The sequence below is a fragment of the Streptomyces sp. NPDC048290 genome, assembly GCF_040652095.1.
Classification (GTDB): Bacteria; Actinomycetota; Actinomycetes; order Streptomycetales; family Streptomycetaceae; genus Streptomyces.
Genome location: NZ_JBEZLM010000010.1, coordinates 317,680 through 335,991, shown reverse-complemented (window position 1 = coordinate 335,991; position 18,312 = coordinate 317,680). Strand labels below are relative to the sequence as shown.

General features: G+C 70.3%; 13 protein-coding genes. 4 read left to right on the top strand and 9 right to left on the bottom strand.

Features of this window, described 5'->3' with window-relative positions:
• Positions 1–328: 328 nt before the first annotated feature.
• The 3 genes from AB0D49_RS20040 to thyX all read right to left on the bottom strand — a co-directional run bounded on the left by AB0D49_RS20040 (position 329) and on the right by thyX (position 4,060).
• The gene (locus AB0D49_RS20040; protein WP_362758890.1) at positions 329–2,014 is read right to left on the bottom strand and encodes a ribonuclease J; all 1,686 of its coding nucleotides are present in this window, start codon (positions 2,012–2,014) and stop codon (positions 329–331) included.
• A gap of 165 nt (positions 2,015–2,179) precedes the next feature.
• Complete coding sequence (dapA, locus tag AB0D49_RS20035; RefSeq protein ID WP_362758888.1) at positions 2,180–3,079, bottom strand: 4-hydroxy-tetrahydrodipicolinate synthase; 900 nt, start codon at positions 3,077–3,079, stop codon at positions 2,180–2,182.
• A 213-nt stretch (positions 3,080–3,292) separates the two neighbouring features.
• The gene (thyX, locus tag AB0D49_RS20030) at positions 3,293–4,060 is read right to left on the bottom strand and encodes an FAD-dependent thymidylate synthase (protein ID WP_362758886.1); all 768 of its coding nucleotides are present in this window, start codon (positions 4,058–4,060) and stop codon (positions 3,293–3,295) included.
• Positions 4,061–4,459: 399 nt separating this feature from the next.
• On the opposite strand from thyX, the gene AB0D49_RS20025 reads away from it, so the two are divergent.
• Entirely contained in the window at positions 4,460–4,699 is a 240-nt protein-coding gene (locus AB0D49_RS20025; RefSeq protein WP_362758884.1) for a hypothetical protein, read from the top strand.
• A 126-nt stretch (positions 4,700–4,825) separates the two neighbouring features.
• Complete coding sequence (locus AB0D49_RS20020; RefSeq protein WP_362758882.1) at positions 4,826–5,383, top strand: hypothetical protein; 558 nt, start codon at positions 4,826–4,828, stop codon at positions 5,381–5,383.
• A 387-nt stretch (positions 5,384–5,770) separates the two neighbouring features.
• Here AB0D49_RS20020 and AB0D49_RS20015 read toward each other — a convergent pair whose 3' ends face one another.
• The 5 genes from AB0D49_RS20015 to rpsO form a co-directional block, all read right to left on the bottom strand.
• Entirely contained in the window at positions 5,771–6,223 is a 453-nt protein-coding gene (locus tag AB0D49_RS20015) for a hypothetical protein (protein WP_362758880.1), read from the bottom strand.
• A 14-nt stretch (positions 6,224–6,237) separates the two neighbouring features.
• Positions 6,238–6,990 (bottom strand): 4-hydroxy-tetrahydrodipicolinate reductase, encoded by a 753-nt coding sequence (dapB, locus tag AB0D49_RS20010; RefSeq protein ID WP_362758878.1) that lies wholly within the window; start codon positions 6,988–6,990, stop codon positions 6,238–6,240.
• 62 nt (positions 6,991–7,052) lie between these two features.
• Entirely contained in the window at positions 7,053–8,432 is a 1,380-nt protein-coding gene (locus AB0D49_RS20005) for a pitrilysin family protein (protein ID WP_362758876.1), read from the bottom strand.
• Positions 8,429–10,645 carry a polyribonucleotide nucleotidyltransferase gene (locus tag AB0D49_RS20000; protein ID WP_362758874.1) on the bottom strand — a complete coding sequence of 739 codons (2,217 nt, stop codon included), beginning with the start codon at positions 10,643–10,645 and terminating at the stop codon, positions 8,429–8,431. The genes AB0D49_RS20005 and AB0D49_RS20000 overlap by 4 nt, the downstream gene beginning before the upstream one ends.
• Positions 10,646–11,050: 405 nt before the next feature.
• The gene (gene rpsO, locus AB0D49_RS19995) at positions 11,051–11,338 is read right to left on the bottom strand and encodes a 30S ribosomal protein S15 (RefSeq protein ID WP_030753863.1); all 288 of its coding nucleotides are present in this window, start codon (positions 11,336–11,338) and stop codon (positions 11,051–11,053) included.
• Between the two features lie 302 nt (positions 11,339–11,640).
• Here rpsO and AB0D49_RS19990 point away from each other — a divergent pair, with 302 nt between their 5' ends.
• On the top strand, positions 11,641–11,937 hold the full coding sequence (locus tag AB0D49_RS19990; protein ID WP_362758872.1) for a DUF397 domain-containing protein: 297 nt from the start codon (positions 11,641–11,643) through the stop codon (positions 11,935–11,937).
• A gap of 336 nt (positions 11,938–12,273) precedes the next feature.
• Here the strand turns inward: AB0D49_RS19990 and eccD are convergent, their stop codons facing one another.
• Entirely contained in the window at positions 12,274–13,782 is a 1,509-nt protein-coding gene (gene eccD / locus AB0D49_RS19985) for a type VII secretion integral membrane protein EccD (RefSeq protein WP_362758870.1), read from the bottom strand.
• A 427-nt stretch (positions 13,783–14,209) separates the two neighbouring features.
• On the opposite strand from eccD, the gene eccCa reads away from it, so the two are divergent.
• Entirely contained in the window at positions 14,210–18,181 is a 3,972-nt protein-coding gene (gene eccCa, locus AB0D49_RS19980; protein WP_362758868.1) for a type VII secretion protein EccCa, read from the top strand.
• The last annotated feature ends 131 nt before the right edge of the window (positions 18,182–18,312 follow it).

Here is an 18,312-nt window from a genome sequence, read left to right as displayed (position 1 = left end):
TCAAGGAACGGACGCTTCCTTTGTACTCACCCTCTCGGGCTTTCCTCCGGGCGCTTCCCTTCGTGTCTCCGACTCTATCAGACCGTTTCCCGGTCTGATTTCCTCGGAATGCTTTCCAGGATTTCGCTTTCGCGATTCCCTTTCCGGCGGTTCCGACTTTATCAGAGATTCTGAGTCGGAATTCCGCGCCCTCCGGGAGGTGGTCCTGACACCCTGAGGTGGCCGGGTTCCCGTGGAGGCGGAGTCGTAAACGTACTGGAGCGGGGCGCCCCGATGCAAATCGAGGCGCCCCGCTCCTGGGATGCGCTGTCCGGGACCTGGCGGTCCGTCAGACCTCCACGACCACCGGCAGGATCATCGGCCTGCGGCGGTAGGTGTCGGAGACCCACTTGCCCAGGGTGCGGCGGATGAGCTGCTGGAGCTGGTGGGGGTCGACGACGCCGTCCTGGGCCGAGCGTTCCAGGACTTCGTTGATCTTCGGCATGACCGCGTTGAAGGCCGAGTCCTCGATTCCGGAGCCGCGGGCCTGGACATGGGGGCCCGCGGTGATCTTTCCGGTGGAGGAGTCGACGACCACGAAGACCGAGATGATGCCCTCGTCGCCGAGGATCTTGCGGTCCTTCAGGGCCGGCTCGCCCACATCGCCGACGGAGAGGCCGTCGACGTAGACGTATCCCGCCTGGACCTTGCCGGAGATCTTGGCCTTGCCCTCGATGAGGTCGACGGCGACGCCGTCCTCGGCGATCACGATGCGGTCGTGCGGGACTCCGGTCAGGGCGCCCAGCTCGGCGTTGGCGCGCAGGTGGCGCCATTCGCCGTGGACCGGCATCAGGTTGCGCGGGCGGCAGATGTTGTAGAAGTACAGCAGTTCGCCCGCGGAGGCGTGGCCGGAGACATGGACCTTGGCGTTGCCCTTGTGGACGACGTTGGCGCCCCAGCGGGTGAGGCCGTTGATCACGCGGTAGACCGCGTTCTCGTTGCCGGGGATCAGGGACGACGCCAGGATCACCGTGTCGCCGTCGACGATCCGGATCTGGTGGTCGCGGTTGGCCATGCGGGAGAGGGCGGCCATCGGTTCGCCCTGGGAGCCCGTGCAGACCAGGACGATCTCGCTGTCCGGGAGGTCGTCCAGGGTCTTGACGTCCACGACCAGGCCCGGCGGGACCTTGAGGTAGCCGAGGTCACGGGCGATGCCCATGTTGCGGACCATGGAGCGGCCGACGAAGGCGACCCTGCGGCCGTACTCGTGGGCGGCGTCGAGGATCTGCTGGATGCGGTGGACGTGGCTGGCGAAGCTGGCCACGATGATCCGCTTGCGGGCGGTCGCGAAGACCTGGCGCAGGACGTTGGAGATGTCGCGCTCGGGCGGGACGAAGCCCGGGACCTCGGCGTTGGTCGAGTCCGAGAGGAGAAGGTCGATGCCTTCCTCGCTCAGCCTGGCGAACGCGTGGAGATCCGTGAGCCGGCCGTCCAGCGGGAGCTGGTCCATCTTGAAGTCGCCGGTGTGCACCACCATGCCCGCGGGGGTGCGGATGGCGACCGCCAGGGCGTCCGGGATGGAGTGGTTGACCGCGACGAACTCGCAGTCGAACGGGCCGATGCGCTCGCGGTGCCCTTCGGCCACCTCAAGGGTGTAGGGGCGGATGCGGTGCTCCTGGAGCTTGGCCTCGATCAGGGCGAGGGTGAGCTTGGAGCCGATCAGGGGGATGTCCGGCTTCTCGCGCAGGAGGTAGGGGACGCCTCCGATGTGGTCCTCGTGACCGTGGGTGAGGACGATGCCCTCGATGTCGTCGAGGCGGTCACGGATGGACGAGAAGTCCGGCAGGATCAGGTCGATTCCGGGCTGCTCCTCCTCGGGGAAGAGCACTCCGCAGTCGACGATCAGCAGACGGCCGCCGTATTCGAAGACCGTCATGTTGCGGCCGATCTCGCCGAGGCCGCCCAGGGGGGTGACGCGGAGGCCGCGCTCGGGGAGCGGCGGGGGCGGACCGAGTTCCGGGTGTGGATGGCTCAAAAGACTCTCCTCACCACGCGCGCCACGTACCGGTGTGGCACGTGGCGCGCGTGACGTTCGTGCAAGACGCAATTGTCGTTGTCGATGTGCTGTGCTGCGGGCACCGGTGGCCCGCCTATTCAGTTGTGAAGCGTGCTGCGAGGCCGTGCCTCGCGAAGTCCGATGTCAGAGCTGTACCCCGCCCGCGGCAAGATCGATCTTGAGCTGCTCGATCTCTTCGGGTGAGCACGCCACCATGGGGGCGCGCAGCGGTCCGCCGGGCAGTCCCTGGAGGGCGAGGGCGGCCTTGGTGGTCATGACGCCCTGTGTGCGGAACATCCCGGTGTACACCGGGAGCAGCTTCTGGTGGATCTCGGTGGCCTTCTGGACGTCGCCGCTGGTGTAGGCCTCTACGAGTTCGCGCAGCTCGGGGGTGACGACATGGCCGACGACGGAGACGAAGCCGACCGCGCCGACGGAGAGCAGCGGGAGGTTGAGCATGTCGTCGCCGGAGTACCAGGCCAGGCCGGACTGGGCGATGGCCCAGCTGGCGCGGCCGAGGTCGCCCTTTGCGTCCTTGTTGGCGACGATCCGCGGGTGCTCGGCGAGCCGGACGAGGGTCTCGGTGTTGATCGGGACGCCGCTGCGGCCGGGGATGTCGTAGAGCATGACCGGCAGGTCGGTGGCGTCGGCGATGGCCTTGAAGTGCTGGTGGAGGCCGTCTTGTGGGGGCTTGTTGTAGTAGGGGGTGACGATGAGCAGGCCGTGGGCGCCGGTGCGCTCGGCGGTGCGGGCCAGCTCGATGCTGTGGCGGGTGTCGTTGGTGCCGACGCCGGCCACGATGTGGGCGCGGTCGCCGACCGCGTCCAGTACGGCTCGTACCAGGTCCGATTTCTCCGCGTCGCTGGTGGTGGGGGACTCGCCGGTGGTGCCGTTGATGATCAGGCCGTCGTTGCCTGCGTCCACCAGGTGGGTGGCGAGCCGCTGAGCGCCGTCGAGATCGAGAGCGCCGTCCGCCGTGAAAGGCGTGACCATGGCGGTGAGGACCCGCCCGAAGGGGGTCTGCGGAGTCGAGGTCGGAGCCATGGGTTACACGCTACTCGTTGCTCAAGGGGCGGTCTGCCCTTGGGGTGTCGGATAGGTCATGACAAAGATGGAGCCCGGCACTGCCTGCTCGGGGGTTCAAGCAGTGCCGGGTCCGTTTGATCAGGCTAGATGAACTTCTCTAAATGCCGCAATCCGGACACTTCGTGAGGCTGATCCGTACATGTGTGCCCGGCACGGAGCACAGCCGTGCGGTTACGGCGCGACACGCCCGTTGGCGTTGAAGGCGGCGTGGGTGAGCGGCATCAGACGGGCCCATTCGGACTCCATCAGCTCGCCGACCATCTCGATCTCGCGCTGTGGGAAGGACGGCACCTTGGCCAGTTCGTGCTGGGTGCGCAGACCGAGGAAATGCATCAGCGAGCGCGCGTTGCAGGTGGCGTACATGGAGGAGAAGAGGCCGACCGGGAGGACCGAGCGGGCCACCTCGCGGGCGACACCGGCGGCCAGCATCTCCTGGTACGCCTCGTAGGAGTGACGGTAGGAGTCCTCCATGACGCGGCCGACCAGTTCCTGCTGGCCGGCGGTGCCCTCGACGAACTGGTACTTGCCCGGACGGCCCTGCTGGACGAGCTTGCGGGACTCGTCGGGGACGTAGAAGACCGGCTGGAGCTCGCGGTAGCGACCGCTCTCCTCGTTGTACGACCAGCCCACGCGGTGCCGCATGAACTCGCGGAAGACGAAGATCGGGGCGCTGATCAGGAAGGTCATCGAGTTGTGCTCGAAGGGGCTGCCGTGCCGGTCCCGCATCAGGTAGTTGATCAGGCCCTTGGAGCGCTCCGGGTCCTTGCCCAGCTCGTCGAGGGACTTCTCACCGGCCGTGGACACGCGCGCGGCGAACAGCACGTCGGCGTCGGACGCGGTGTGCTTGACCAGCTCGACGGTGACATCGCCGCGGAAGCTCGGCTTGACGTCCGGGACGCCTGGGGCGTCCTGGACTGCGTCGGTGGGGGTGTCGGTCACGGTCGGGGGGTCCCTTCGATCCACTTCACTCGGGCGGCGCCCACTCTACGGCCCGGCACTGACAACCGGGCGTTCGGTGCCGGGGCACGACATCCGGGGCATCCTCGGCGAACTCCGGCGAACTCCAGCGATGTCCAGTGAACCCCGGCGAACCCTGGCGAACTCCTGTCAACTTCTGGAACTTCTGCCAATTCGGTGATTGAGGGCACGTTCTGGGGCGTTCGCTCGTCTGTATCAGTGAGCGTGAAGCGTTCGAACCCATGAGGGCACGCGTGAGGCGCGCCCCCGCCCCGCAGGGCCCACATGGGTGCGCGCTCCTGAGTCCCGAGCGCCCAGTCGGACGGACGGCGAGCGACTGCCGTCCGCCGGAAGACGAGCCCGAGAGGAGAAGCACCACCCATGTTCCGCCGGCGCGAGCCCGTACCCTTCGCCTTCCTCGCCGAGGCCGACAAGTTCCGCAGCAATGTCACTCCCCCGGCCCGTGCGCGCCCCACGGCCGGGCAGATAGCCGGGCGCTCCCTGCTGGGGGTGACCATCGTCGCCGCCCTGGTCGGATCGCTGGTCCTCGGCATGCCTGCGCTGGAGCCGGATCAGTCCACCAGCCCGGCCCAGCAGTCGCGGGCGACGGAGAGCCGCTGAGCGGGCGGTGAGCGGGGTGCGGTGAGCGGGGCCTGACTCCATCCGGGCCCCCTAGGGTGGTGAGCCGCGACACGGGTCGATAGCCTCACCGGGCACAGCCCATGCATGGACGAGTGAGGACCAGCCGTGCCCCTGCCCTTCCTGACGGCCGACCGTGCCTTCGACACCACGGACGACATCGCGCTGCCGTTCGACGACCGAGACCGCTGGCGGCGGCCCTACCGCCCCGGGCCCTGGCGGGTCGGCATCGCTGCGGTCTGGCTGCTCTTGGCCTCGTTCGTGCTGTTCGCTGCGGTGATCATCGCCCTCACCGGCACGGTGTCCGGTGCGGCGGTGGTGTTCGGTGTCGCGCTGGTGCTGATCGCGGTCGCCCTGCGGCTGCTGCGCTCCGGTGTCTGGGTGAGCGCCCAGGGACTGCGCCAGGTGCGGTTCCTCTTCACCCGTACGGTCGGATGGGACAAGGTCGGGTCCGTCCGGACCGTGCAGCAGCCGGTGCGCTGGCTCGGGCTGCCCCGTACGGTCCAGGGCCAGGCGCTGGTGCTGGTCCGGCGCGACCGGGCCGCCACCGACACGCCCACGCTGCTGACCACGCACAACGCGGACTTCCTGGGGCGGGTCGAGGCGTTCGACCGGGCGGCGGACTCGGTGGAGGTCTGGGCGGACGAGTATGGGCGGCGGTCCTGAGGCGGCCGTCCTGAGGCGGGGTGTGCTCGGCGTCGGCGTGTGGGCCGGTGTGTGAGCTGAGAACCGTGGAGCCCGGTCCGGGGGGCGGACCGGGCTCTGGTGTGTGTGGGGCCGTTTTGTGGATCGGGGTGCCTGGGGGGGGTGAGGGAGGGCGGGCTCGGTGGGGCGGGTGTGGGCGAGCGGCGGGGACCTGCGGGGTCAACGGGTGGGCGGGGTGGCCGACCTGGTGTGGCGGTCGGGCGGTCTGGAGGCGTCCCGCGCTGGCGCGGCGAGGTGGTCGGCGGCCGTACCACGCTCACGCGGTGGGCCTCTCCTGCCCGGAGTGGCGAGGGGCGTCCCCTGTCCTGAGCTGACCTGGGCGCCGGTATGGGCGGCCCTGTGGTCGGGTCAGGCCGTGCCGTCGGGCGTCTGGTGCAGGCTGATCGCGCGTTGCATCGCCTTGCGGGCGCGGGGGGTGTCCCGGGCGTCGCGGTAGGCGATGGCGAGCCGGAACCAGGTGCGCCAGTCGTCGGGGGCGGCCTCCGTCTCGGCCTTGCGGCGGGCGAAGACCTCGTCGGCGGAGTCGCGGTCGACCCGGCCGCTGGGCAGTCGGCGCAGTTCGTCGACGGGCAGGCCGCCCTCGGCGTCGAGCTGGTCGGCGAGGGCGTTGGCGCGGCGGACGAACTGGGTGTTCTTCCACAGGAACCAGACACCGATGACCGGCAGGATCAGCACCGCCACCCCGAAGGTGACGGTGAGCGGCGTGCCGGCCTTGATGAGCAGCACGCCGCGGCTGCCGACCAGGACGAAGTAGAAGACCAGGACGGCGGCGGTGAGGGCGTAGGAGAGTTTGGCGCGCATGAGGGTCGTACGGCTCAGTTCAGGTCGAGGAAGTGCTCCAGGCCGAAGGTGAGGCCCGGAGTGGTCACCACGCGGCGGGTGCCGAGCAGGATGCCCGGCATGAAGCTGCTGTGGTGCAGGGAGTCATGGCGGATGGTGAGGGTCTCGCCCTCGCCGCCGAGCAGGACCTCCTGGTGGGCGAGGAGGCCGCGCAGCCGGATCGCGTGGACGGGGACGCCGTCGACGTTCGCGCCGCGGGCGCCGTCCAGCGCGGTGGTCGTGGCGTCGGGGGCGGGGGCCGAGCCGGCCTTGGCGCGGGCCTCGGCGATGAGCTGGGCGGTGCGGGTGGCGGTGCCGCTGGGGGCGTCGACCTTCTTCGGGTGGTGCAGCTCCACCACCTCGACGGACTCGAAGTACGGGGCCGCGAGCTGGGCGAACTTCATGGTCAGGACGGCCCCGATGGAGAAGTTCGGGGCGATCAGGACGCCGGTGCCGGGCGAGCGGTCGAGCCATCCCGTCAGCTGCGCGAGGCGTGCGTCGGTCCAACCCGTCGTACCGACCACGGCGTGGATGCCGTGGCCGACGCAGTGGTCGAGGTTGGCCATCACCGAGTCGGGGGTGGTCAGTTCGACGGCGACCTGGGCGCCGGAGGTGGTGAGCGCCTCCAGGGAGTCGCCGCGGCCGAGAGCGGCGACCAGTTCCATGTCGTCGGCGGACTCGACGGCCCGTACCGCCTCGGAGCCGATGCGGCCCTGGGCACCGAGGACCGCCACGCGCAGCTTGCTCATCTTCTTCTCTGTTTCCTTGCCGGATACGGGAGTTCGGTGACGGTGGTGGCGGCCTCGGGGGGTCAGGCCACCGTGTCGTGCAGCCGGGACGCCTGTTTGTCGTTGAGCGGGCCGATGACGGACAGGGACGGTCTGCGGCCCAGGATGTCGCGGGCGACCGCGCGGATGTCGTCGGGGGTCACCGAGGCTATCCGCAGCAGCATGTCGTCCACGGACATCTGCTCGCCCCAGCACAGCTCGCTCTTGCCGATACGGTTCATCAGCGCGCCCGTGTCCTCCAGGCCGAGGACGGTGGAGCCGCGCAGCTGGCCGATCGCGCGGGCGATCTCCTCGTCGGACAGACCGTGCTGGGCGATCTGGTCGAGTTCGTCGCGGCAGATCTTCAGGACGTCATGGACCTGTGAGGGGCGGCAGCCCGCGTAGACGCCGAAGAGGCCGCAGTCGGCGAAGCCGGATGTGTACGAGTACACGCTGTAGGCCAGGCCGCGCTTCTCGCGGACCTCCTGGAAGAGGCGGGAGGACATGCCGCCGCCGAGCGCGGTGTTGAGCACGCCGAGCGCCCAGCGGCGGTCGTCGGTGCGGGCGAGGCCGGGCATACCGAGGACGACATGGGCCTGCTCGGTCTTGCGGCCGATCAGCTCGACACGCCCGGCGGTGCGCAGAGCGCGCCGTCCGCCACGCGGGGCGATGGGCTCGGCGGTCGCGTTCTTGAGGGCGCCCGCCTTCTCGAAGGCCGCGCGGACCTGTCGTACGACCTTGTGGTGGTCGATGTTGCCGGCGCAGGCGACCACCAGGTGGGTGGGGTCGTAGTGCTTCTTGTAGAAGCGGCGGATGCGGTCGGCGGTGAGGGCGTTGACCGTGTCGACCGTGCCGAGGACGGGGCGGCCGAGGGAGTTGTCGCCGAACATGGTGTGCGCGAACAGGTCGTGCACACAGTCGCCCGGGTCGTCCTCCGTCATGGCGATCTCTTCGAGGATCGCGCCGCGCTCGACGTTGACGTCGTCCTCGAGGATCAGCGAGCCGGTGAGCATGTCGCAGACCACGTCGATGGCGAGCGGCAGGTCGGTGTCGAGCACGCGTGCGTAGTAGCACGTGTACTCCTTGGCCGTGAACGCGTTCATCTCGCCGCCGACGGCGTCGAGGGCGGAGGAGATCTCGAGGGCGGAGCGGCGGCCGGTGCCCTTGAAGAGCAGGTGTTCGAGGTAGTGGGTGGCGCCGTTGAGCGCCGGGGTCTCGTCGCGGGAGCCGACGTGCGCCCAGATGCCGAAGGTGGCGGAGCGTACGGACGGGAGGGTCTCGGTGACGACGCGCAGACCGCCGGGGAGGGTGGTCTTACGGACCGTGCCGATCCCGGCGGTGCCCTTGATGAGGGTTTGGGTACGGGCGACGGCCCGCGCCTCCGAGGAGGGGCGGGCCGTCGCCTGGGAGCCACGGGACGTCACTGGTCGGCAGCGTCCTTCTTGTCGTCGCCCTCGGCGTCCTCGATCACGGGGATCAGGGAGAGCTTGCCGCGGGAGTCGATCTCGGCGATCTCGACCTGGACCTTCTGGCCGACGCCGAGGACGTCCTCGACGTTCTCCACGCGCTTGCCGCCGGCGAGCTTGCGGATCTGCGAGATGTGCAGCAGGCCGTCCTTGCCGGGGAGCAGGGAGACGAAGGCACCGAAGGTGGTGGTCTTCACGACCGTACCCAGGTAGCGCTCGCCGACCTCGGGCATCGTGGGGTTCGCGATGCCGTTGATCGTGGAGCGGGCGGCCTCGGCGGAGGGGCCGTCGGCGGCGCCGATGTAGATCGTGCCGTCGTCCTCGATGGTGATCTCGGCGCCGGTGTCCTCCTGGATCTGGTTGATCATCTTGCCCTTGGGGCCGATGACCTCGCCGATCTTGTCGACCGGGATCTTCACGGTGATGATCCGCGGCGCGTTGGGGGACATCTCGTCGGGCTTGTCGATCGCTTCCATCATCACGTCGAGGATGTGGAGGCGGGCGTCCCGGGCCTGCTTGAGGGCGGCGGCCAGGACGGAGGCCGGGATGCCGTCGAGCTTGGTGTCGAGCTGGAGGGCGGTGACGAACTCCTTGGTACCGGCGACCTTGAAGTCCATGTCGCCGAAGGCGTCCTCCGCACCGAGGATGTCGGTGAGGGTGACGTAGTGCGTCTCGCCGTCGATCTCCTGGGAGATCAGGCCCATGGCGATACCGGCGACCGGGGCCTTCAGCGGCACACCGGCGTTCAGCAGCGACATGGTGGAGGCGCAGACCGAGCCCATGGACGTCGAGCCGTTGGAGCTGAGCGCCTCGGAGACCTGGCGGATCGCGTAGGGGAACTCCTCGCGCGTCGGCAGGACCGGGACGAGGGCGCGCTCGGCGAGGGCGCCGTGGCCGATCTCGCGGCGCTTGGGGGAGCCGACGCGGCCGGTCTCGCCGGTGGAGTACGGCGGGAAGTTGTAGTTGTGCATGTAGCGCTTGCGCGTCACCGGGGAGAGGGTGTCGAGCTGCTGCTCCATGCGGAGCATGTTGAGGGTGGTGACGCCCAGGATCTGGGTCTCGCCACGCTCGAACACCGCGGAGCCGTGCACCCGCGGGATGGCCTCGACCTCGGCGGCCAGGGTGCGGATGTCGGTGACACCGCGGCCGTCGATGCGCTTCTTCTCCTTGATGACGCGCTCACGGACCAGGGACTTGGTCAGCGAGCGGTACGCGGCGGAGATCTCCTTCTCGCGGCCCTCGAACTCCGGCAGGAGCTTCTCGGCGGCGAGGGTCTTCACGCGGTCCAGCTCGGCCTCGCGCTCCTGCTTGCCGGCGATGGTGAGCGCCTGGGCCAGCTCGGGGCGGACGGCGGCCGTGAGGGCCTCCAGCACGTCGTCCTGGTAGTCCAGGAAGACCGGGAACTCGCCGGTGGGCTTGGCGGCCTTGGCGGCGAGGTCCGACTGGGCCTTGCACAGGACCTTGATGAAGGGCTTCGCGGCGTCCAGACCGGAGGCGACGACCTCTTCGGTGGGGGCGTCGGCGCCGCCCTCGACCAGCTTGATGGTCTTCTCGGTGGCCTCGGCCTCGACCATCATGATCGCGACATCGCCGTCGTCCAGGGCGCGGCCCGCGACGACCATGTCGAAGACGGCGTCCTCCAGCTCGCTGTGGGTGGGGAAGGCCACCCACTGGCCGCGGATCAGGGCGACGCGGACGCCGCCGATCGGGCCGGAGAAGGGCAGACCGGCCAGCTGGGTGGACGCGGAGGCGGCGTTGATCGCCACGACGTCGTACAGGTGGTCGGGGTTGAGGGCCATGATCGTGGCGACGACCTGGATCTCGTTGCGCAGGCCCTTCTTGAAGGACGGGCGCAGCGGGCGGTCGATCAGCCGGCAGGTGAGGATCGCGTCCTCGGAGGGACGGCCCTCGCGGCGGAAGAAGGAACCGGGGATCTTCCCGGCCGCGTACATGCGCTCCTCGACGTCCACCGTGAGGGGGAAGAAGTCGAGCTGGTCCTTCGGGTTCTTGGAGGCGGTGGTGGCCGACAGCACCATGGTGTCGTCGTCCAGGTACGCCACGGCGGAACCGGCGGCCTGCTTGGCCAGGCGGCCCGTCTCGAAGCGGATGGTGCGGGTGCCGAAGGCGCCGTTGTCGATGACGGCCTCGGCGTAGTGGGTCTCGTTCTCCACTAGCGTTTTCTCCGATACTTGTCGTCTTTCGTCCCACAGCGCCCGTGTGGCGAGGGGGACGGCCTCGGAGAAGCGCTCCTTCTGGTGCGGGCCGGTCTTCGATCGAAGCACCCGGGGCTCGCTTCCCCCCGGGGGCCACTACCGAGGACCGGCGGCGGCGAGGCGCGCTTCTCCTCGTACATCTTCTGCGTGGTGTGCTGTCGCCCTACCCCTTCGGGCACGGAACGTCACACTCTGTTCGTATCTCGTGCTCGGTGCCGGCGCATGTCGCCGACACACGTTGTGCTAACACACTACAAAGCGGCACTGACAACGCGCACGTTTCCGTACGGACGGTAAAGGCCGTGTACGGATGGCAAAAGGGAGCGGCTCCCTGACTCCGGGAACCGCTCCCTGTGTGGCGTCCTACTTGGCGCCCGCCGCACCACGGCGGATGCCGAGGCGGTCGACCAGCGCACGGAAGCGCTGGATGTCCTTCTTCGCCAGGTACTGGAGCAGACGGCGACGCTGACCGACCAGGATCAGCAGACCGCGGCGCGAGTGGTGGTCGTGCTTGTGGGTCTTGAGGTGCTCGGTCAGGTCCGAGATCCGCCGGGACAGCAGTGCGACCTGGACCTCGGGGGAGCCGGTGTCGCCCTCCTTGGTGCCGAACTCGGTCATGATCTGCTTCTTCGTAGCGGCGTCGAGCGACACGCGTACTCCTCGTGATGTCTGAGTGGCCACCGAGTGCCCCCGGTCTCTGTCTCGGGGGAGCTTCCACGACTCGGGAGGCGGGATGATCCGCTGGGCGCGACCGCCGGGACACCGGGATCATCGAACGTGATCCACAGGGCTCCGGGGATGCGTACACAGACGGCCGTCACCCAGAGTACCAGCAGGCGACGACGCCCTTGACCGCGGTGCCCGAACACCGTCGGCGGGGCCCTTGCGCCCACTAGGGTGATCCATCGGAATGCCCGCGGGACGGTCCGGGGCCGGGAAGGGGTCGCTTCGCCATGGCGGAGGAAGTGCACGAGGACGTCAAGGCGCGCAAGGAGCGGGAGCGCGACGAGCTGTACGCGCTCGACATCTCCGGCGTGGAGTGGCACAGCGCGCCGGGCACCGAGCAGCACGAGGAGCGGGTCGAGATCGCCTATCTGCCGGACGGCGCGGTGGCGATGCGATCCTCGCTCGATCCGGGCACGGTGCTGCGGTACACGGAGGCGGAGTGGCGTGCGTTCGTGCTGGGCGCGCGGGACGGGGAGTTCGATGTGACGCCCGCGCCGGGGGGTGGGGGGTCGGGGCCGGAGTGAGGTTGTGGCCTGCCACGCCGGGGGGTGGCGGGTGGTGCTTCGGGGGGCGGCACGTATGTGCCGCCCCCCCCTTTTGTGTGGCCGGTGGCCTGACGATCTGTGGCTGGTCCTGTGATCCGTGGCCTGACCTGGGCACTGTGAGCCGTGGCCTGTGAGCCGTGGCCTGCCCTGTGCCCTGTGCCCAGTGCCCTGTGATCTGCGGCCTGTGAGCTGTGGCCCGCCCTGTGAGCTGTGATCTATTTGCTGTGATCCGTGGCCATGGGCTCGCCTTCTGCGACCGTGGGCGAGGCCCCGCGCGGTGGGTCGGTCACCGTCCGTGCCCCGGGGGGCGTCCGCTCAGTCCCCGGCCATGGAGCGCGCCGAGGCGTACACGTCGAAGACGGCCAGTGCCAGGGGGACCAGGGTCAGCAGGACGAACGCCTCCGCGATCTCCATGAAGCGGCCCCAGAAGGGGGTGACCCCCTGGCGGGGGGCGATCAGGCCGATCGCCGTGACCAGGGCCGTCGCCGCGCCGATCGCCGCCACCAGCCAGACCGTACGGATGTCGAGCGCGGTGGTGTGACCGTCGAGAGCGTCCTTCATGTAGTCGTTCGGCGGGTTCAGGGCGAGGCCGAGGCCGAGGAAGACCAGACAGGCGAGCCCGGCGGTGAGCGTGGCGGCCACCTGGCCGGTGTAGCGGAACAGGTGGGCCCGCATCAGCATGGCGATGCCGGTGGCGAGGGCGAGCAGCTGGGCCCAGAGGTCGCTGGAGAAGCTGAGCACGATCGCGGCGCCGACGGTGACCAGGGCACAGCCGCCGACCAGTCCGACGAGGAGTTCATGGCCGCGGCGGGCCTGCGCGGCGATGCGCTCGGCGTCGACGGGCTCGGGGGCGGTGGGCTCGTCGGTGCTGTACCCGCGGGCGGGGTTCGGCGGGGCGAAGCCGATGGGCAGCCGGGCGAAGCGCATGGACAGACCGGGCAGGAAGGCCAGCGCGCAGACGGCGAGCGGGGCACATACGGCGGCGGTCTCGATGGGCCGCAGTTCGGTGAGCAGGGCGACGAACGTGGTGAGCAGGCCGATCACCGAGGCGAAGACGAACGCCACGAAGGGGCCGTCACCGCCCGGCGCGATCATCGTGAGCACCACGGCGGCGACCAGGACGGCCGCGCAGGCCAGCAGGAACTGGAGCCGTCCGATGCCCTGTCCGTCGGCGAGCGGCAGCAGTCCGGAACCGGCGACGGCCATGTTGGGCAGCGCGCCCAGGCCCAGGGCGATGGCGGAGCCGCGGTCGTCGTAGACCCGTGCGCGGACGCAGGCGACGGTGACCAGCAGGACGCCGGTGACGGCGGCGAGGATGCCCTGGAGGCCGTACATGTCGTGGCGGGGCTCGGAGCTCCAGGCGACGAACGCCAGCAGGGTGGGCAGGACGCCGGCGGCGACGAGGCCGGCCGCTCGGGTGAGGTCCGCGCTCCACAGGGTGCGGTCCTGGGTGACGGCGGAGGCCACCGCCTCGGAGACGTCGTCGTGGACGGCGGGCGGCAGCGACTCGGCGAACGGGCGCAGGGTCAGCAGCTCGCCGTCCAGGATGCGCTGGGCGGCGAAGGAGCGGGAGCCGTCGAGGACCGTGCCGTCGCGGCGGACCAGGTGGTAGCCGACCGGGGCGCCTTCGGCGGGGCGCTGCTGGGACAGGCGCAGGATCTCCGGGTAGAGGTCGGCGACCGGTACGTCGTCGGGCAGTGCCACGTCGATGCGGCTGTCCGGGGCCACGATGGTGACCCGGCAGAAGCCGTAGCCCGTGCCCGATCCGGCAGGGACCGCGCTGCCTGTTCCGCCGGTCCGGCCGGCCGGCGCGGAGGCCGTCATGCTCACCTGCTGTTCCCCCTTTGTCGTCCTGTGTCGTCTTCGTCGCGCGGTCGCGCGCAGTCGCGCGTGCCGCTCGCATGGTCGCGCGTGTCGCCCGCGGCGCTCGTGGCGATCCTGTACACGTCGTGCGCAGCTTTCGCGCGCGGTCGTGCAGCTTCCGCACAGGTGTCGCGTACGTGCCGCCGCGCCGCCCGCCGTGCCCGTTCCGGTACGCCACCGGGTCGGGGAACGGGCGGGAGCGCTGGTGGTGAACGGTGCGGATTGCCCGGTTTTCCCGGTCCGATTCGCAACTGTTCACAGGTCTCACGGGCACCCTACCGCCCGCCACTGTCAGTGGCGGTCAGTAGGATCGCGCTGCGCGATCGACGTTCGCCGGACACGGGGCGGCGAGCGGAACAGGTCGGGTCGGCAAGGGAATTGGTGCGAAGTGAGCCACATCGTCGTCAAGCGCCCACCGCGGGCACTGCCGAAGGAAGTGCCCACCAGCGAGGTGGTGCTCCAGCCGCCGCCCGAACTGCCGCGCGGGCAGCAGGAGGGCGCGCTGATGCAGTTGCTGCCCATGCTCGGCATGGGCGGTTCGGTGGTGTTCTTCTTCAATCCGCAGGCCCAGCCGTTCATGAAGATCATGGGCATGGTGATGATCGCCTCGACGATCGCCATGGGCATCGCGATGCTGATCCGCTACCGGCGGGGCAACCAGGGCCAGATGGCCGACATGCGCCGCGACTATCTGCGCTATCTGTCGCAGACCCGCCGGGAGGCCCAGCGCACCGCGCTGGCCCAGCGGGACGCGCAGTACTACCTCCACCCTTCGCCGGAGCAACTGTGGGCGCTGGTCGCCGAGGGCAGCCGGGTGTGGGAACGTCGCGCGGGTGACGACGACTTCGGCCAGGTGCGGGTCGGACTCGGCCCCCAGTCGCTGGCCACTCCCCTGCTGGCGCCGCAGAGCGGGCCGGTGGACCAGCTGGAGCCGTTGACCACCGGCGCGATGCAGCGCTTCCTGGACACCCACGCCACGGTCGAGAGCCTGCCGCTCGCGGTCTCGCTGCGCGCCTTCTACCACGTGACGATCAGCGGGGAGCCGCTCACCGTACGGGGCGCCGCGCGGGCGCTGACCGCCTCGCTGGCCTCCCTCCAGTCCCCGGAGGACCTGGTCGTCGCGGTGGCCACGGGGCGGGACGCGGCGGCGGAGTGGGAGTGGACCAAGTGGCTCCCCCACGCGCAGGCGCACGGGACGGCGGACGGCGCCGGGAGCCTTCGGCTGATCTCCACCAACCCGATGGAGCTGGAGGAGCTGCTGGGAGCCCGGCTCCAGGGCCGCCCCCGGTTCCACCCGGACGGTCCGCCGGTGCCGGAGCAGCCTCATGTGATCGTGGTCCTGGACGGGGTCTCCCTGCCGCCGACCTCCCTCCTGGCCAGCCCCGAGGGCCTCCAGGGGGTCACGGTCCTGGAGGTGGTGCCGGGCGAGCTGACCAGCGGACGCGGCGACCTCTCCATCGTCGTCCACCCGCGGGAGCTGCGCCTGGAGTCGGCGCACGGCATGGTCTACGAGGGCACCCCGGACGTCCTGGCGTACGAGGGGGCCGAGGCGCTGGCGCGGCAGCTCGCACCGCTGCGCATGGCGTCGGGCGGGGACGACGACGAACCGCTGCTGGCGAACCTGGAGTTCACCGATCTGCTGAACCTCGGTGACGCCGCCTCCGTGGACCCGCGGCGCACCTGGCGGCCCCGTTCGCAGTCCGAGCGGCTGCGGGTGCCGATCGGGCTCGGCGAGGACGGCCGTCCCGTGATGCTGGACCTCAAGGAGGCCGCGCAGGAGGGCATGGGGCCGCACGGCCTGTGTGTGGGCGCCACCGGCTCCGGCAAGTCCGAGCTGCTGCGGACCCTGGTCCTGGGCCTCGCCGTGACGCACTCCTCGGAGACCCTGAACTTCGTCCTCGCCGACTTCAAGGGCGGCGCCACCTTCGCGGGGATGGCGCAGATGCCGCATGTGGCGGCCGTCATCACCAACCTGGCCGACGATCTGACGCTGGTCGACCGCATGGGCGACTCCATCCGCGGTGAGCTGAACCGCCGCCAGGAGATGCTCCGCGACGCGGGCAACTACGCCAACATCCACGACTATGAGAAGGCCCGCGCGGCGGGCGCTCCGCTCCAGCCGCTGCCGTCCCTGGTCCTGGTGATCGACGAGTTCAGCGAACTCCTCACCGCCAAGCCGGACTTCATCGAGATGTTCGTCCAGATCGGCCGCATCGGCCGCTCCCTGGGCGTGCATCTGCTGCTGGCCTCGCAGCGCCTGGAGGAGGGCCGTCTGCGGGGCCTGGAGACCTATCTGTCGTACCGGATCGGTCTGCGGACGTTCTCGGCGGCCGAGTCCCGCGCGGCGATCGGCGTGCCGGACGCGTACGAGCTGCCCAATGTGCCCGGTTCGGGTTTCCTGAAGTTCGGCACGGAGGAGATGCTGCGCTTCAAGGCGGCGTACGTCTCCGGCGTGTACCGCACCAGCGCGCAGCAGGCGGCGTCCTATGGGGGGCCGCTGCCGGTGGACCGCAGGCCGGTGCTGTTCACGGCGGCGCAGGTTCCGGTGCGGTACGCCGCGGTGCCGCCGCAGCGCGCCGAGGAGGAGCCGGAGCGCCCGGACGACGCGCTCGCGGACACCGTGCTCGATGTGATCGTGCGGCGCCTGGAGGCACAGGGTCCGGCGGCCCACCAGGTGTGGCTCCCGCCGCTGGACAGCCCGCCGTCCCTGGACTCCCTCCTGCCGGGTCTGGCGGCGGTCCAGGGCCGTGGTCTGACCCAGCCGGGCTACGAGGGGGCGGGCCGGCTGGTCATCCCCGTCGGGCTGGTCGACAAGCCGTACGAGCAGCGGCGGGACCCGCTGTGGACGGACTTCGGGGGCGCGGCGGGCCATATGCAGATCCTGGGCGGCCCGCAGTCCGGCAAGTCCACCCTGCTGCGCTCGATCATCGCGTCCTTCGCGCTCACCCACACCCCGCACGAGGTGCAGTTCTACGCGCTGGACTTCGGTGGCGGCGGTCTCTCGGCGGTCGCCGGGCTCCCGCATGTGGGCGGGGTCGCCTCCCGGCTGGACCCGGAGAAGGTCCGGCGTACGGCGGCCGAGGTGTACGGCATCCTGACCCGCCGCGAGGAGTACTTCCGCACCGCCGGGATCTCCTCCATCGCGGAGTTCCGCACCCGCCGCGCGCGCGGCGACATCGCGGTGACGGACCAGCCGTGGGGCGATGTGTTCCTGGTCGTGGACGGCTGGGGGAACTTCCGTTCGGACTACGAGGCGCTGGAGCCGTTCGTCCTGGACATCGCCGCGCGGGGGCTGGGTTACGGCATCCATGTGATCCTCACGGCGTCGCGCTCCATGGAGGTCCGTTCGAACATGAAGGACCACCTCATGAACCGGCTGGAGCTGCGGCTCGGCGACCCCATGGACTCCGAGTTCGACCGCAAGGCGGCGGCAAACGTCCCGACCGGGGTGCCCGGCCGGGGTCAGACCCCGCAGAAGCAGCACTTCATGGCGGCCGTCCCGCGGATCGACGGGCTGTCCTCCGACACGGACCTCGCGGAGGCCACGCAGGCCCTGGCCGCCGAGGTGACCCGGCACTGGCAGCAGCCGGGCGCGCCCGCGGTACGGCTGCTGCCGCGCGAGTTCCCCGCCGCGCAACTGCCGCCGGGCGACCGCTTCCCCGCGCGGGGCGTCGCCTTCGCCCTCGACGAGGACAGTCTGGAGCCGGTCTTCGTCGACTTCGACACCGACCCGTTCTTCCTGGTCTACGGCGAGAGCGAGTCCGGCAAGTCCAATCTGCTGAAGCTGCTGGTCAAGCGGCTCACCGAGCGCTACCCGGGCGACGACTGCAAGCTCTTCGTGGTCGACAACCGGCGGTCCCTGCTGGGGGTGACGCCGACCTCGCATCTGGCCGAGTACATCCCGATGTCCAACCAGATGCAGCATCACATGGAGGCCCTGGCCGATCTGATGCAGCGCCGTACGCCCACCGCGGACGTCACTCCGCAGCAGTTGCGTGACCGCAGCTGGTGGCAGGGGCCGAACGTGTACATCGTCATCGACGACTACGACCTGGTCGCCACGTCGAGCGGCAATCCGCTGGCCGGGCTCACCGAACTCCTGCCCTTCGCCCGTGACGTGGGCGTCCGGTTCGTCATCGCCCGCTCCACGGCGGGCGCGGGCCGCGCGGGCTACGAGCCGTTCATCCAGCGGATGAAGGAGCTGGGCGCGCAGGGCGTGGTCCTGGCGGGCGATCCGAGCGAGGGGGATCTGCTGGGCGGGGTACGGCCGCGGGCGATGCCGCCGGGGCGGGGGGTCTTCGTGTCGCGGAAGCGGGGGAAGCCGTTGGTTCAGGTGGGGTTGGGGGAGGCGGGGGGCTGATGTGCGGGGCCCCTGGCGCCCGTCTGGAGTGAGGGACGTGGGGGACATGGGGCGCTGACGCGGGGGGGGCGTCCCTCTGTACGGCCTACCTGGGGGGCGCGTGCCCCTGCGCGGCGCACATGAGCCGGGTC